Source organism: Pseudomonas sp. NPDC087615, from assembly GCF_044743445.1.
GTDB lineage: Bacteria > Pseudomonadota > Gammaproteobacteria > Pseudomonadales > Pseudomonadaceae > Aquipseudomonas > Aquipseudomonas baetica_A.
In genome coordinates, this window is the sequence record NZ_JBIUWM010000019.1 from 1 (window position 1) to 13,261 (window position 13,261).

The following is a 13,261-nucleotide window of genomic DNA, read 5'->3' on the forward strand; positions in this document are numbered from 1 at the left end:
AGATCCTGCACGGCCATGTCGTGTTCCTACTGCAGTACGAAATTAGTGAAAAGCAACTGTTCGATCACAACTTTGCCCAGCTCTTTCTGCGCCACTTCCTGGACGCTGGCTGTGGCCTTCTGGCGCAACATCTCTTGCCCGACCGGCGTTGCCAGAGTGGCAAAGTCCTGACCGGAGAAGAGCATCACCAGGTTATTGCGGATCACCGGCATGTGCACTTTGAGCGCTTCCAGATCGGCCTGATTACGCGCCAGCATGGTGATACTCACTTGCATGTAGCGCTGACGGCCGTTCTGGTTGTAGTTGGCGACGAATGCCGGCGCCATCGGCTCGAAAATCGCCGGTTGCTTACCGACCGGAACAGTCTCGGCCGCCTCGGCAGATTTGCTCTGGGCACTGTGCATGAAGAACCAGGTCGCCCCCACAGACGCGCCAATGGCCAGCAGCAATGCCAGCACGATCACAATGATCAGCTTGAGTTTGCCTTTGGTTGCAGGGTCTTTTACTGCTGCTGTTTCGCTCTTCGCCATGCCAATAATCCGTCACTATTCGGGTTTTCACAGTCGCACGGCAAGGCAAGAGCAAGTGTTATGCCAGAAGTGTCGGAGCAAATTGGGAGAACACACAAAACCAATGTGGGAGCGGGCTTGCTCGCGAATGCAGTGTGTCAGCCAACATTAATGTTGAATGTCATTGCGCATTCGCGAGCAAGCCCGCTCCCACAGGGGGTACAGGGTTGTGTCAGGCGTAGTAGTCGACGGCGCTGGAGCCAATCACGCTGGTGGTCTGCGCGGCAGCTTCGGCCACGCTGACAGGCGCCAATTCTTCATCCGCCGAGTCCAGTCGACCACCAGCAGCGCTGGTGCGGCCGCTTTGGCCCTGCTGCGCCTGATCCTGACCTTGCTGCCCCTGCCAGCCACGGTTCTGGTCAGACACATTGACGTCGACCTGACCCATACCCTGCTGGGCGAACATCTCGCGCAGACGATACATCTGCCCGTCCAGCGCTTCACGCACACTCGGGTGCGCACTCATGAACGTCACCTGAGTCTGCTGGTCCGGGACCATATTGACCCGGATATCCAGACGCCCCAGTTCAGCCGGCTGCAACTGAATATCCGCCGCCTTCAGATTGGCGCTCGACAGATACATGACGCGGTTGACCACTTCTTCAGTCCAGCCGCTCTGATGCATGGCGATTGGCTGGCTTACCGGCACGACGTTGGCGGTCTTAGGCGTGGCTGCCTGGGTCAGTGCCGCCAGACGGTTGGCGAAGTCGTCGACGCGAGTGTCACTGGTGGCGGATTTGAGGTCTTTGAGCCCGTCATCGATCAGGCCGCTGAAAGCCTTCTCCCCACCCTGACTGGTACTGTCCTTGTCGGCCTGCACGTCGAGCATGCTGGCCATGCCCGCAGCGAAGTTCTGCGCCGAGGTCAATTCACCATCGGCCTGAGCCTGTGCGGGCGCAGCTTTGGGTTGCGCCTGGCTGGCAGAGGAAATGTGTCCGCCCTGCTCCATCGCCATGCGCACCACCGGGAGCGAGTCGAGGGGATCAGCTGCCGGGTCGAAATCACTGTCGGCGGTGGCCGACGGGTCCTTGACCGCACTGAGCTGCAAGGCTACTGCCGGGGTATCTGTTTTGGTGGAAGGTGTCGCTTCGACAACCGGGGCCGGCCCCACAGGAGCCGTGACGACCGGTTGCACGCTTTCTGCCAGTGCCGGATCGAGCGTCGGGTCGACCGGTGTGGCATCCGCCACTGGGGCCTGAGAGGTGTCCGCGCTGTCGTCACTGCTGCCTGTCTTGTCGTCGGCCGCCGGTGTTTTGTCGGCAGGCAAGTCATTGCCGCTATCGGCAACCGTCGGTTGCGTGGCGGCAGCCGGATCCTTGCCAACGTCCGTTTTACCGCTGTTGTCAGCGACCTTGTCACGCGCCGGTTTAATCGCCATGTCGGGGGTTGCGGCAGATTTTCTCGGGCCTTGATCGGCAAACACTTCAGCGAAGCTTGAGGCCTTGCCCCCGGCGTCCAGGGCCATTGCCGACGACTTGGCAGAGGCAGCTTGAGCCTTCGCCTGAGCGGCGCTCTGAAGAAGAATGTTGGGGGTCGCAGGCATAAAACGGTCTCCGCTGCACTGGGATCGTAGGTACAGTTGACCGAGATAACTGCAAGTGCCGGGCCAGTTTTGTCCGGCGCCGAAGAAAAGCGCCGGACGGTGGAAATTAGTGAGTCAGCGCTTGCTGTCGCTCTTTTTCATAGACAGCGCTTACAAACTCAAACTCGCCAATGATATCGGCGATCAGTTGGGCAATTTGCGTCGCACTTTTGTCCTTGGCTTCGGCTTCCAGTTCACGACACAGTTCAGCCAATCGAATGGCTCCCATGTTACTGGCACTGCCCTTGAAACTATGGGCAACGTCCGACAGCGCTTTGGCGTCGATGGTTACTTGAAGGTCGTCCAGACGCCGCCTGGAGTCCGCCAGAAAGGTATCCAGCAGTTCCGGATAACCTTCCTCCATGACTTCGCGCAAGACGCTCAGCGTTTCGCGATCCACATGTTCGTCAGTCACTTGCTCACTCCTTGATCAAGAATTGCGCGGATTATGCACCACCCCCCCAGGAAAATTCCACGCGCGCACTACGCCCCTGGTCCGACCAGCTCGCATTGCGCCCCAATTGGCGGATCAGGCTGACACCACGCCCCGACAGACGGACATCTTCGATTGGCCGCTCCATCACCCGGGCAACATCAAAGCCCTTACCACTGTCTTCAACCCGAATGACCAGACAGCCACCTGAACCTTGCGGCTGCACCTGTAGATGCACGCGGACATAACCGTCCTGCAATGCTTCCAGACGCGCATTGCGCTGTTCATAGTAGCGGGCGAATCCGGAGGCATCGCGTTTGAGACTGGAATCCAGCCCCAACACTCCGTGCTCCAGTGCATTGGAATACAACTCGGCGAGCACGCTGTACAACGCGCCGCTTTGCGCTCGCAACCCATGTACTTCAAGCAGCAACTGCAACAGGTATGGCAATGGATTGAAACGCTTGAGCGTAGCGCCACGAAACTCGAAGTTAACCGACCAGTCCAGCGGACAGGACTGGCCGCTGTCCGAATACATCGCCTGCGAAGGATTGGCCTGCGCAGGCTCCAGCAGGCTGATCTCGACCATGCTCACATCGTCACGCGCTTCACCACGAAAATCGCACAGCGCCCGCTCGATATCCTCGAACAACCGATCAGGCTCGCGATTGGCAGCAAACACCTGCTGTAAACGCTCGACACCGAACAGTTGATCATTGGCATTGCTGGTGTCGATCACCCCGTCGGACAACAGGAAAACCCGATCACCGACAGCCATCGGATAGACTTGCGTACTGTCATCGAACGCCTGCGGACTCAGGACGCCCAGCGGCAGATGCCGCGCGGTCAACGGCATGCGCTCGCCGCTGGCAATCCGGTGCAGATAGCCGTCAGGCATGCCGCCGTTCCAGACCTCCACCGAACGCCTCTGGAAACTCAGGCACAGCAGCGTTGCGCAGCAAAACATGTCCACCGGCAAAATACGCTTGAGCTTGGCATTCATCTCTCGCAGGGTTTCGGCCAGGCCGTAGCCCTTGGCCGTCATGCCGTAAAACACTTCGGCCAACGGCATGGCACCCACTGCGGCCGGCAAGCCATGGCCGGTAAAATCGCCTAACAGCAAATACATATCGCCCGAGGGGGTATGCGCCGCCAGCAGCAGGTCACCATTGAACAGCGCATAGGGCGATTGCAAATAGCGGATATTCGGCGCACTCAGACAACCGGAATGCGCGACCTTATCAAACACCGCTTTGGCGACACGTTGCTCGTTGAGCAAATAATGATGATGTTTGGCAATCAGGTCGCGCTGTTGCAGCACAGTGGCCTGCAAACGGCGCAACCGATCCATCGCCTTGATTTTGGCGGCGAGGATGACCTGGTTATAGGGCTTCGCCAGAAAGTCGTCACCTCCTGCCTCAAGGCAACGCGCCAGCGCTTCGCTCTCGGTCAGCGACGTGAGGAAGATGATCGGCACCAGGGTTTCCCCCGCCAGCGCCTTGATCTGTCGCGCAGCCTCGAAACCGTCCATCACCGGCATCATCGCGTCCATCAGGACAAGATCGGGCTGCTCGCGACAGAAGATATCAACGGCTTCTGTACCGTTGGCCGCTGTCACGACTTCATGGCCCTGACGACGAACGATGGTCGACAGCAGCAACCGGTCAGCGGCGCTGTCTTCGGCGATCAGGATCGTCAACGGCTCTTGCGCCTGTATGGCCATCAACTGATATCGAAGAGCTTGTCAAAATTGGAGATGGCGAAGATCTTGCGCACATCGCAACTACTGTTAACCACCCGCACATCCGAGTGATCGCCGCCCGCGTGATCACGCAGCAGGAGCAGCATGCCTAGCGCAGAGCTGTCGAGATAGGTGGCGTCTTTGAGGTCGACCACAATGGACTCAGGCTTAGGGCTGAGCGTCTCATAAGAATCGCGAAAATCCTTATGACGATCGAAATCGAACCGCCCCTTAATCCAGATCGTCAGTTTTTGACCATCAGGAGATACTTCTCTAACGACTGACATTGACTGGCTTCCTTGTCATTGCGAACGTGTACAAGGTTTAGCATCTGGTGAGGGTTGGAGCAAGGAGTGAAGCACGATCAATAAGGGTCATGTCGCGGCAAACGCTGGGACAACTCGTCGAGCAGCTTCTGCTCGCGCTTGTCTTCGGCACGTTGGGCTTCGTCGCGGTAGCGTTGCACCAGTTTGCGCAACCCCTCGACCCGGGCGAACGCCTGCTGCCAAGCCTCCCGCGCCTTATCCAGATTGTTCTGATGCCAGACCAGGCTCTGGCGCTGCTGATCAACAGCGGTGTCGAGTTGCGCCAGAAAGCCCTGAAACCCGAGCAGCCACTGCCCGCTCACGCCGGTGCTGCCGCGCACGATCCATTGCTGTGAGTAATCGAGACGAAAGGCATGCAGGTCGGCGAGTTTGCTTTCGGCCACTTTTACTTGACCCTGAAAGTAACCCAAACGCTGCACGGCGGCTTTCTCGGCCTTCTCGGCCATGTCCACCACTGGCACCAGACGCGCCGCTCGACTCAGGGCCATGATCGATTAGCCGCCGGGCGCCGGGGCGAAGATCGAGGCCAGATGGTTTTCACTGGCACCCATGTTGATGTTGTCGTTCAAGCCCTGACGCAGGTACATCGACATCGCCGGTTGCAGATTGATCGCCGTATCGGTCTCACGATCCCCCCCCGCCACATAAGCGCCGACGCTGATCAGGTCGCGACTCTGCTGATAGCGCGACCAGTACTGCTTGAACATCTGCGCATGGTTCATGTGCTTGATGCCCACTACCGCCGGCATTACCCGACTGATCGACGCTTCGATATCGATGGCCGGGTAGTGCCCTTCCTCGGCCAGGCGCCGGGACAGCACGATGTGGCCGTCAAGTACGCCTCGGGCCGAGTCGGCAATCGGGTCCTGTTGGTCATCGCCTTCGGACAACACGGTATAGAACGCGGTAATCGACCCCCCGCCCTTCTCCGCATTACCGGCGCGCTCCACCAACTTGGGCAACTTGGCGAACACCGACGGCGGATAACCCTTGGTCGCGGGCGGCTCGCCGATGGCCAAGGCGATTTCCCGCTGGGCCTGGGCGAAACGGGTCAACGAATCCATCAGCAACAGAACGTTCTTGCCCTTGTCGCGAAAATACTCGGCGATCCGCGTGCAGTACATGGCCGCGCGCAGACGCATCAACGGCGCATCGTCCGCTGGCGAGGCGACCACCACCGAACGCTTGAGGCCTTCTTCACCGAGGATGTGCTCGATGAACTCCTTAACTTCACGACCCCGCTCACCAATCAGACCCACGACGATAATGTCGGCCTCAGTGAAGCGAGTCATCATGCCCAGCAATACGGATTTACCGACACCGGTACCGGCGAACAGACCCAGTCGCTGCCCCCGACCGACCGTCAACAAACCGTTGATGCAACGAATGCCCACATCCAGTGGAACACTGATCGGGTCACGGTTGAGCGGGTTGATCGTCGGGCCGTCCATCGGCACCCAGTCTTCGGCTTTCATGCCGCCCTTGCCGTCCAGCGCGCGACCTGCGCCATCGAGCACACGACCGAGCATGCTCATGCCCATCGGCAAGCGACCGGTATCGGCCAGCGGCACCACACGAGCGCCCGGGGCGATACCGGCGACGCTGCCGACCGGCATCAAAAAGACTTTGCTACCCGAGAAACCCATGACTTCCGCTTCAACCTGCGAGGGGTGATAGCTGTCGTCGTTGATCACCAGGCAGCGCGTGCCCATGGCTGCGCGCAGGCCTTCGGCTTCCAGCGTGAGGCCGACCATCCGCAGCAGGCGACCTTCAAGGATGGGCGCGCCGGCCATTTCGATGGCCTCGGCATAAGTGCTCAGGCGCTTGGCGAAACTGGTGCGTTCAAGGCGCATCGGTGGCGTCCGCGAGCGGCTCGTCTGGGGCCGCCGCCGGTTTGGCGTCTTCAGGGATATCCAGACTCAAGTCCGGCGCGGCCGGGTGCAGGGCCTGTTCGTGCAACTGATCGAACAACTTGTCCATGACCTGAGTGACGCGGGTTTCAATGCTCGCGTCGATTCGGCTTTGCGCGGTTTCAACGCGGCATCCACCCGGCATCAAGGATTCGTCCTCGACGATGCGCCAGGTTTCCTCATGACGCTCGCGCAGGGCTTTGGCCTGCTCGAAGTCCTGAGGGTTGATGTACAAACGCACGTTGTCGACGCCCAGCGGCAATAGCTTGAGGGCGTCGCGCATGACGTGTTCGATCTGGCTCGAGTCGATGGCCAACTCGCGCTTGATCACCTGTTTGGTGATGTGCTGCACGAGGTCGACCAAAGACTTTTCGATCTGTGTGTCTTGCTCGGCGATGGGCTCGAACAGGTGCCCCATCAATTGCTCAAGGCTGACAAGCTTCGCCTCCAAGGCCACTTCGGCCTCTTGACGCACCTTGAGCGTGGCACTGTGAAAACCTTCTTTTTCGCCGATGGCGAAGCCCTCGTTGTAGGCCTCCTGACGGATGCTTTCGAGTTCTTCCAAGGTCAGTGGCTGGACTTCTTCCAGCGGCACTTCTTCCATTTCCGGCGGTTCGGGCTCCGGTTCCGGCTCGGGTTCCGGTTTCGGCGGATCGAAACTGGGCAGTGCCCAGGACTCGAAACTGCGAACATCCCGGGCACGGATCAGATCCGTCACATCGTCATGCTTGTCCATGGGCTTAGATCATTTCCTCGCCGCCCTTGCCACCGAGCACAATCTCGCCGGCTTCGGCCATACGACGGGCAATGGTGAGGATTTCTTTCTGTGCCGTTTCCACGTCGCTGACACGCACCGGGCCTTTGGCCTCGAGGTCGTCGCGCAACAGTTCGGCCGCACGTTTGGACATGTTCTTGAAGATTTTCTCTTTGACGCCTTCGTCCGAACCCTTGAGGGCCAGCACCAGCACGTCGGAAGACACTTCGCGCAACAGCGCCTGAATTCCGCGGTCGTCGACATCGGCCAGGTTGTTGAACACGAACATGAGGTCTTCGATCTGACCGGACAGGTCTTCGTCGACTTCGCGGATCGAATCCATGAGCTGCCCTTCGATCGAACTGTCGAGGAAGTTCATGATGTCCGCCGCACGCTTGATGCCACCCAGGGTGGTGCGCGAGGCGTTCGAGTTGCCGGAGAACTGCTTCTCGAGAATCTGGTTCAGTTCTTTCAGTGCCGCTGGCTGCACGGTGTTCAACGACGAGACGCGCAGGATGATGTCCAGACGCACTTTGTGGTCGAAGTTGCCGAGCACCTCACCGGCCTGATCCGGATCGAGGTACGCGACCACGATGGCCTGGATCTGCGGGTGCTCGTAACGAATCACGTCGGCAACGGCACGCGGCTCCATCCATTTCAGGCTGTCCAGGCCGCTGGTGTTGCCACCGAGCAGGATGCGGTCGATCAGGCCGTTGGCCTTGTCTTCACCCAGGGCCTGGGTGAGCATTTTGCGCACATAGTCGTCGGAACCGACGCCTAGGCTGGTCTGGTCGCCGACGATGTCGACGAACTCGCTCATGACCTGCTCGACCTGCTCGCGATGGACGTTGCCCATCTGCGCCATGGCCACACCCACACGCTGAACCTCTTTGGGCCCCATGTGGCGCAGCACTTGCGCAGCATCGGTCGAGCCAAGGGACAGCAGCAGAATCGCGGCTTTGTCGACCTTGTTCAGTTTGACGGTAGCGGCTCGGTTATCACTCATCTGCGTTAATCCACTCTTTCACGACCTGAGCCACGCGACCCGGGTCTTCAGCCACCAGACTCTTGATTGCATTCAGTTGCGCGTCATAACCCTCGCTCGGGCTCGGCAACAGAATGCTCTGCGGACCACCGAGGCTCACGCGGTCGTTGGAAAGTTCGCCGTCCAGGCCGCCCATGCCACCGAGTTCCACGTCGCTGCCCAATCCGGCCAGCTCCTTGCCTTTGCCACCGCCGGTGATGTTGTTGAGCACCGGACGCAGCACACCAAACACCAGCACCAGGATGAACAACACACCCAGCACTTGTTTGACGATGTCCCAGAACCATGGCTGGGAGTAGAACGGAATATCGGCAATCACTTCGCCGCGCTCGGCGGAGAACGGCATGTTGATCACGCTGACGCTGTCGCCACGGCTGGCGTCGAAACCGACGGCGTCCTGCACCAGACGGGTGAAGCGCGACAATTCATCGGCGCTCCACGGCGCGCGGGTGATTTCCCCGTTGGCCGCATTGACCTTGACCTGATCGTCGACCACCACCGACACCGACAGGCGATTCAGACGACCCTGCTGCTGTTTGGTGTGGCTGATGGAGCGATCGAGTTCGAAGTTCTTGGTGGATTGTTGACGTTTGTCAGCCGGGTACGGTGCGAGCATCGGCTGGCCGGTGGCCGGGTCCATGATCTGCTGACCGTTGGCGTCAACCAATGGTTGACCTGGCTGGATCATGCCTGCCGCAGTGGCAGCACCACCGGTGGTTTGCGGCGCCGAAGCCGGCGACGGTGGCTGGTTGCTCAGCGCCCCCGGCACACCTTGCGGGCCGTTGCTGGCGGTACGCTGCTCGTTGACCGACTGCTCGCTGCGCAACGCCGGTTGATCCGGGTTGAACTGTTCGGCAGTGGATTCGACGGCGTTGAAATCGATATCGGCCGAGACTTCGGCCTTGTAGCGGTCGTTGCCCAGTACCGGTTGCAGAATGTTGTGCACGCGCTGGGTGAGCATGCTTTCCATGCGGCGGCTGTAATCGAACTGCTTGCCGGCCATGGTCATTTCGGAGTTTTCAGCCTGATCAGAGAGCAGATTGCCTTTCTGGTCAACGACAGTGATCTGCGATTTGCTCAGCTCGGGAACGGAAGTCGCCACCAGGTTGATGATCGCCACCACCTGACCTGGCTCCAGCGAACGACCGGAGTACAGTTCAACCAGAACCGATGCACTCGGCTTGCGCTCATCACGCACGAACACCGAACTCTTCGGAATCGCCAGATGCACGCGAGCACCCTTGACGTTGTTCAGGCTGGAAATGGTGCGCGCCAGCTCACCTTCCAGACCGCGACGATAACGGGTCGCTTCCATGAACTGGCTGGTGCCCAGCCCCTGTTCCTTGTCGAGGATCTCGAAACCGATATTGCCGTCGCTGGGAGTGACACCAGCGGCAGCGAGTTTCATCCGCGCACGGGACAGGTCATCGGCCTTGACCAGCAAGGCGCCGGAATTCGGTTCGACGGTATAAGGGATGTCGGCGGAGGCCAGAGTGTCCATGACCTGTTTGGCGTCCATGCCGGCAAGGCTGCCGTACAACGGACGGTAATCCGGCTGCTGCGACCACAACACCACGGCAAAGCCAATCGCCACACTCGCAGCCAGGCCGACCAACAGGCCTACCTGACGCAGCATGGTCATCTCGGAGAGGTTTTCCAGGAAGGACAGACCGAACAGCGGCGGTTTGCCGTCTATCGGGGTGGCCTTGGCCGGAACGTTATCGGCGACTGCTTCTGCCATGACTCAATCTCGTCCTTAAACCGGCATCTGCATGATGTCTTGATAAGCCTGAACCAGTTTGTTGCGTACCTGGGTCAGAGCCTGGAACGACACGCTGGCTTTTTGCGAAGCGATCATCACGTCCGTCAGATCTACGCCGCTTTTACCGATTTCAAAAGCGTTAGCCAACTGATTCGACGCCTGCTGGGTATCGCTGACTTTGTTGATCGCCTGACCGAGCATGTCGGAAAAGCTGCTGCCAGCCAGTTCAGGGACAGCGACTGTCGATTTCGGCGCAGACATGGCATCCATTTTCATGGCCTTCATGTCCATCATCAACCGATTAAATTCAATACCTTGGCTCATGGTCTACTCTCTTTGGCGGCCCGCAATTTTTTGACACTCACTCGGCGGGTACACAGGTGTTAGCAACAAGGGTGCCAGCTCAGGGGCAGCCTTTTGAGAAAAGCGTTTTCAAAGCGTTGCGGTTCAGATCAAGTGGCAAACAGATAGCCTTCGACATCCATCCCCGCATCGCGCATTTGCGCCAGTTTGTAACGCAAGGTGCGCGGACTGATGCCGAGTTTTTCCGCCGCTTCCTTGCGTCGCCCACGCTCCGTGCGCAGGGTATCGATGATCATCTGAAACTCCCGGCGGCGCAGGTCATCGCCCAAGGCGCCGGCCGAATCCGCGTCGATTTCAACTTCACGAATCACTTGTGGCGCTGGTGCTGCCACGGGCAAAGCGGCGAACGGCACGGCACCGGCCAGACAGAAATCCTGCGGCTGAATCAAACCGCCCTGCTGCAAAATAAGTGCACGCTGAATCGCGTTATCCAGTTCACGTACGTTGCCCGGCCATGGATATCCGGTCAGGCACGCTTGCGCCTCGGGCGAGAGCTTCGCCGCGGCATGCTTCATTTTATTGACGTGCTTGGCCAGTAACCGCTCAGCCAGCGGCAAGATATCGGCAGTGCGCTCGCGAAGTGGACGCCAAGCCAGGGGGAAAACCGACAGGCGGTAGAAAAGATCCTCACGGAATCGCCCCGCCGCCACCTCACCTGCCAGATCGCGGTTAGTGGTGGCCACCACCCGGATATCCAGGCTGATCGGCTTGCGCGCACCGACCCGCTCGACTTCGCGCTCTTGCAGCACACGCAACAGCTTGGCCTGCAGACCGAGGGGCATCTCGGAGATTTCGTCGAGCAGGATCGTGCCGCCGTCGGCCTGTTCGAACTTGCCGGCCTGCGCCGCAATTGCCCCCGTGAACGAGCCCTTCTCGTGACCGAACAGCGTTGCTTCAAGCATGTTGTCGGGAATCGCGGCGCAATTGATCGCAATAAACGGTTGATTGGCGCGGTGGGATTGCTGGTGAATGTAGCGCGCCAGCACCTCTTTGCCAGTACCAGACTCGCCGGAGATCAACACAGTTGAATCGCTGCGCGCGACCCGCGCGGCCAGTTCGAGCAACTGAGCACTGGCCGGTTCGACAGCAATTGGACCGTCGATGTCGCTGGTACCGAGGTTGCCCAGCGCATGTCGCGCCACCAGATCGAGTAACGCCTTAGGCTCAAACGGCTTGACCAGATAATCCGCGGCGCCCTGGCGCATCGCATCGACGGCACGCTCCACGGCGCCATGCGCCGTCATCAGCAACACCGGCAATTGCGGCTGGCGGGCGCGCAGCAGCGAAAGCAATTGATGACCGTCCATGCCTGGCATGTTGACGTCACTGACCACCAGACTGAACGCTTCGCGCGCCACCGCCGTCAACGCCTCTTCAGCGCTGCCGACCGCGTGGTAATCATGACCGGCCAACAGCAGTGTATCGGCCAGCGCCTCACGCAACGAACGGTCATCCTCGACCAGCAGAACCTTGATACCCATGATGCTCACTCAGCTCCCTGTACAGCGGAAAACAGCGGCAGGATCACCTGCGCGCACGTGCCGCGCCCGACACGCGAACGCAGCTGCAATTCTCCCTGATGCGCCCGGGCCACAGCCTTGACCACGGTCAGACCGAGGCCTGTGCCGGTAACTTTGGTGGTAAAAAACGGTTCGCCGAGGCGCTCCAGCACCGACGGCTCGATCCCGCTGCCGCTGTCGCTGATGCACAACCGCAGCGTGTTATCGCGGGTGTAGCAATGCACTTTCAAGCGCACAACAGCGGCGCTGGCCTGGATCGCGTTTTCGATCAGATTCAAAAGGGCCCCGACCAGCGTGTCGCGATTGCACAGCAACTCGCCAACATGACTGTCGCACTGCCAGCGAATGGGCAAATCCTGCACATGGGTCAACGCGGCCGCTTGCAACGATTGCATCAAGGCATTGGGCGTGAGGCGGTCAGTCAGCGGCAATTCACCGCGAGCGAACACCAGCATGTCGCGCACCTGATGCTCCAGCTCATGCAGACGCTCTTTCAGACGCCCGGCAAAACGCTGCTGGGTGGCGACCGGCAACTCCTGCTCGGTCAAATGGCTGGCATAGAGCAATGCAGCCGACAGCGGCGTGCGGATCTGGTGAGCCAGCGAGGCCACCATGCGCCCCAGCGATGACAAGCGCTCGTGGCGCGCCAGTTGATCCTGCAGGTGACGGGTTTCGGTCAGGTCGTTGAGCAGCACCAATTGCCCCGGCTCGGCATCCAGCGAGCGCGTGGCAATCGACAGGCGCCGACCGTTTTTCAGAGAGATTTCGTGACCGTCGTCTTCACGCGGGGCGAAGCAACGCGCGATGACATGGCGCCACAGCTCGCCTTCCAGTGGCAAACCGAGCAACTCGATGGCCGCCGGGTTGGCTTCGACCACAATGCCGTGACCATCGATCACGATGACGCCGCCGGGCAATAGATCCAGAAGGTTTTGCAGACGATTGGCCAGACGCTCTTTTTCCGCCAGCTCCTGCATGCGCTGAGCGCTGACCACGGCCAGCTCACCCTTGAGCTCGGTGACCCGCGCTTCAAGCATGCTGTAGGAGTCAGTCAACTGACTGGACATCTGACTGAACAGCGCGAAGGCCTGCTCAAGACCCTGCCGGCTTGCCTGCTCTACGGAGGGCGGTTGCCCCTCGGGACTGGAGGCAGAAGACATCTGGGCGGCTTGGGGCATTGTGATCTCTCGCTTTGCTGACCGTCAGTGAAACGGAACGTTGCGAGGGATGTAGCAATACCCGTGCCTAAAAAAAAC

13 protein-coding genes are annotated in these 13,261 nt (G+C 59.8%); all 13 read right to left on the reverse strand.

The window, feature by feature from the left end:
• Window positions 1–26: 26 nt before the first annotated feature.
• Window positions 27–530, reverse strand: coding sequence for a flagellar basal body-associated protein FliL (fliL, locus tag ACIOU6_RS11600; protein ID WP_221731974.1), 504 nt, complete (start codon window positions 528–530; stop codon window positions 27–29).
• A 211-nt stretch (window positions 531–741) separates the two neighbouring features.
• On the reverse strand, window positions 742–2,112 hold the full coding sequence (locus ACIOU6_RS11605; protein WP_401136330.1) for a flagellar hook-length control protein FliK: 1,371 nt from the start codon (window positions 2,110–2,112) through the stop codon (window positions 742–744).
• 106 nt (window positions 2,113–2,218) lie between these two features.
• Window positions 2,219–2,566, reverse strand: coding sequence for an Hpt domain-containing protein (locus ACIOU6_RS11610; RefSeq protein ID WP_401136333.1), 348 nt, complete (start codon window positions 2,564–2,566; stop codon window positions 2,219–2,221).
• Window positions 2,567–2,597: 31 nt separating this feature from the next.
• Window positions 2,598–4,301 (reverse strand): SpoIIE family protein phosphatase, encoded by a 1,704-nt coding sequence (locus ACIOU6_RS11615; RefSeq protein WP_401136443.1) that lies wholly within the window; start codon window positions 4,299–4,301, stop codon window positions 2,598–2,600.
• A 5-nt stretch (window positions 4,302–4,306) separates the two neighbouring features.
• Complete coding sequence (locus tag ACIOU6_RS11620) at window positions 4,307–4,612, reverse strand: STAS domain-containing protein (protein ID WP_221731977.1); 306 nt, start codon at window positions 4,610–4,612, stop codon at window positions 4,307–4,309.
• Window positions 4,613–4,689: 77 nt separating this feature from the next.
• Window positions 4,690–5,139 carry a flagellar export protein FliJ gene (gene fliJ / locus ACIOU6_RS11625; protein ID WP_221731978.1) on the reverse strand — a complete coding sequence of 150 codons (450 nt, stop codon included), beginning with the start codon at window positions 5,137–5,139 and terminating at the stop codon, window positions 4,690–4,692.
• A 6-nt stretch (window positions 5,140–5,145) separates the two neighbouring features.
• Entirely contained in the window at window positions 5,146–6,504 is a 1,359-nt protein-coding gene (gene fliI, locus ACIOU6_RS11630; RefSeq protein ID WP_221731979.1) for a flagellar protein export ATPase FliI, read from the reverse strand.
• Complete coding sequence (gene fliH, locus ACIOU6_RS11635) at window positions 6,494–7,297, reverse strand: flagellar assembly protein FliH (protein ID WP_221731980.1); 804 nt, start codon at window positions 7,295–7,297, stop codon at window positions 6,494–6,496. The genes fliI and fliH overlap by 11 nt, the downstream gene beginning before the upstream one ends.
• A 4-nt stretch (window positions 7,298–7,301) precedes the next feature.
• Window positions 7,302–8,321: a flagellar motor switch protein FliG gene (gene fliG / locus ACIOU6_RS11640; protein WP_007920042.1), complete on the reverse strand. Its 1,020-nt coding sequence runs from the start codon at window positions 8,319–8,321 to the stop codon at window positions 7,302–7,304.
• Window positions 8,314–10,101 carry a flagellar basal-body MS-ring/collar protein FliF gene (fliF, locus tag ACIOU6_RS11645; protein WP_221731981.1) on the reverse strand — a complete coding sequence of 596 codons (1,788 nt, stop codon included), beginning with the start codon at window positions 10,099–10,101 and terminating at the stop codon, window positions 8,314–8,316. Before fliF ends, fliG begins: the two co-directional genes overlap by 8 nt.
• Before the next feature lie 15 nt (window positions 10,102–10,116).
• A complete protein-coding gene (gene fliE, locus ACIOU6_RS11650) occupies window positions 10,117–10,446 on the reverse strand; it encodes a flagellar hook-basal body complex protein FliE (protein WP_401136340.1) in 330 nt (109 codons plus the stop codon).
• Window positions 10,447–10,574: 128 nt separating this feature from the next.
• Window positions 10,575–11,966: a sigma-54-dependent transcriptional regulator gene (locus ACIOU6_RS11655; RefSeq protein WP_401136343.1), complete on the reverse strand. Its 1,392-nt coding sequence runs from the start codon at window positions 11,964–11,966 to the stop codon at window positions 10,575–10,577.
• 5 nt (window positions 11,967–11,971) lie between these two features.
• Window positions 11,972–13,183: a sensor histidine kinase gene (locus ACIOU6_RS11660; protein WP_401136345.1), complete on the reverse strand. Its 1,212-nt coding sequence runs from the start codon at window positions 13,181–13,183 to the stop codon at window positions 11,972–11,974.
• Between the last annotated feature and the right edge of the window lie 78 nt (window positions 13,184–13,261).

Excerpts from the sequence above, each read along its gene's own strand:
- fliL (WP_221731974.1), bottom strand. The coding sequence starts at position 530 with ATGGCGAAGAGCGAAACAGCAGCAGTAAAAGACCCTGCAACCAAAGGC.
- ACIOU6_RS11605 (WP_401136330.1), bottom strand. The coding sequence starts at position 2,112 with ATGCCTGCGACCCCCAACATTCTTCTTCAGAGCGCCGCTCAGGCGAAG.
- ACIOU6_RS11620 (WP_221731977.1), bottom strand. The coding sequence starts at position 4,612 with ATGTCAGTCGTTAGAGAAGTATCTCCTGATGGTCAAAAACTGACGATC.
- fliJ (WP_221731978.1), bottom strand. The coding sequence starts at position 5,139 with ATGGCCCTGAGTCGAGCGGCGCGTCTGGTGCCAGTGGTGGACATGGCC.
- fliI (WP_221731979.1), bottom strand. The coding sequence starts at position 6,504 with ATGCGCCTTGAACGCACCAGTTTCGCCAAGCGCCTGAGCACTTATGCC.
- fliH (WP_221731980.1), bottom strand. The coding sequence starts at position 7,297 with ATGGACAAGCATGACGATGTGACGGATCTGATCCGTGCCCGGGATGTT.
- fliG (WP_007920042.1), bottom strand. The coding sequence starts at position 8,321 with ATGAGTGATAACCGAGCCGCTACCGTCAAACTGAACAAGGTCGACAAA.
- fliF (WP_221731981.1), bottom strand. The coding sequence starts at position 10,101 with ATGGCAGAAGCAGTCGCCGATAACGTTCCGGCCAAGGCCACCCCGATA.
- fliE (WP_401136340.1), bottom strand. The coding sequence starts at position 10,446 with ATGAGCCAAGGTATTGAATTTAATCGGTTGATGATGGACATGAAGGCC.
- ACIOU6_RS11655 (WP_401136343.1), bottom strand. The coding sequence starts at position 11,966 with ATGGGTATCAAGGTTCTGCTGGTCGAGGATGACCGTTCGTTGCGTGAG.
- ACIOU6_RS11660 (WP_401136345.1), bottom strand. The coding sequence starts at position 13,183 with ATGCCCCAAGCCGCCCAGATGTCTTCTGCCTCCAGTCCCGAGGGGCAA.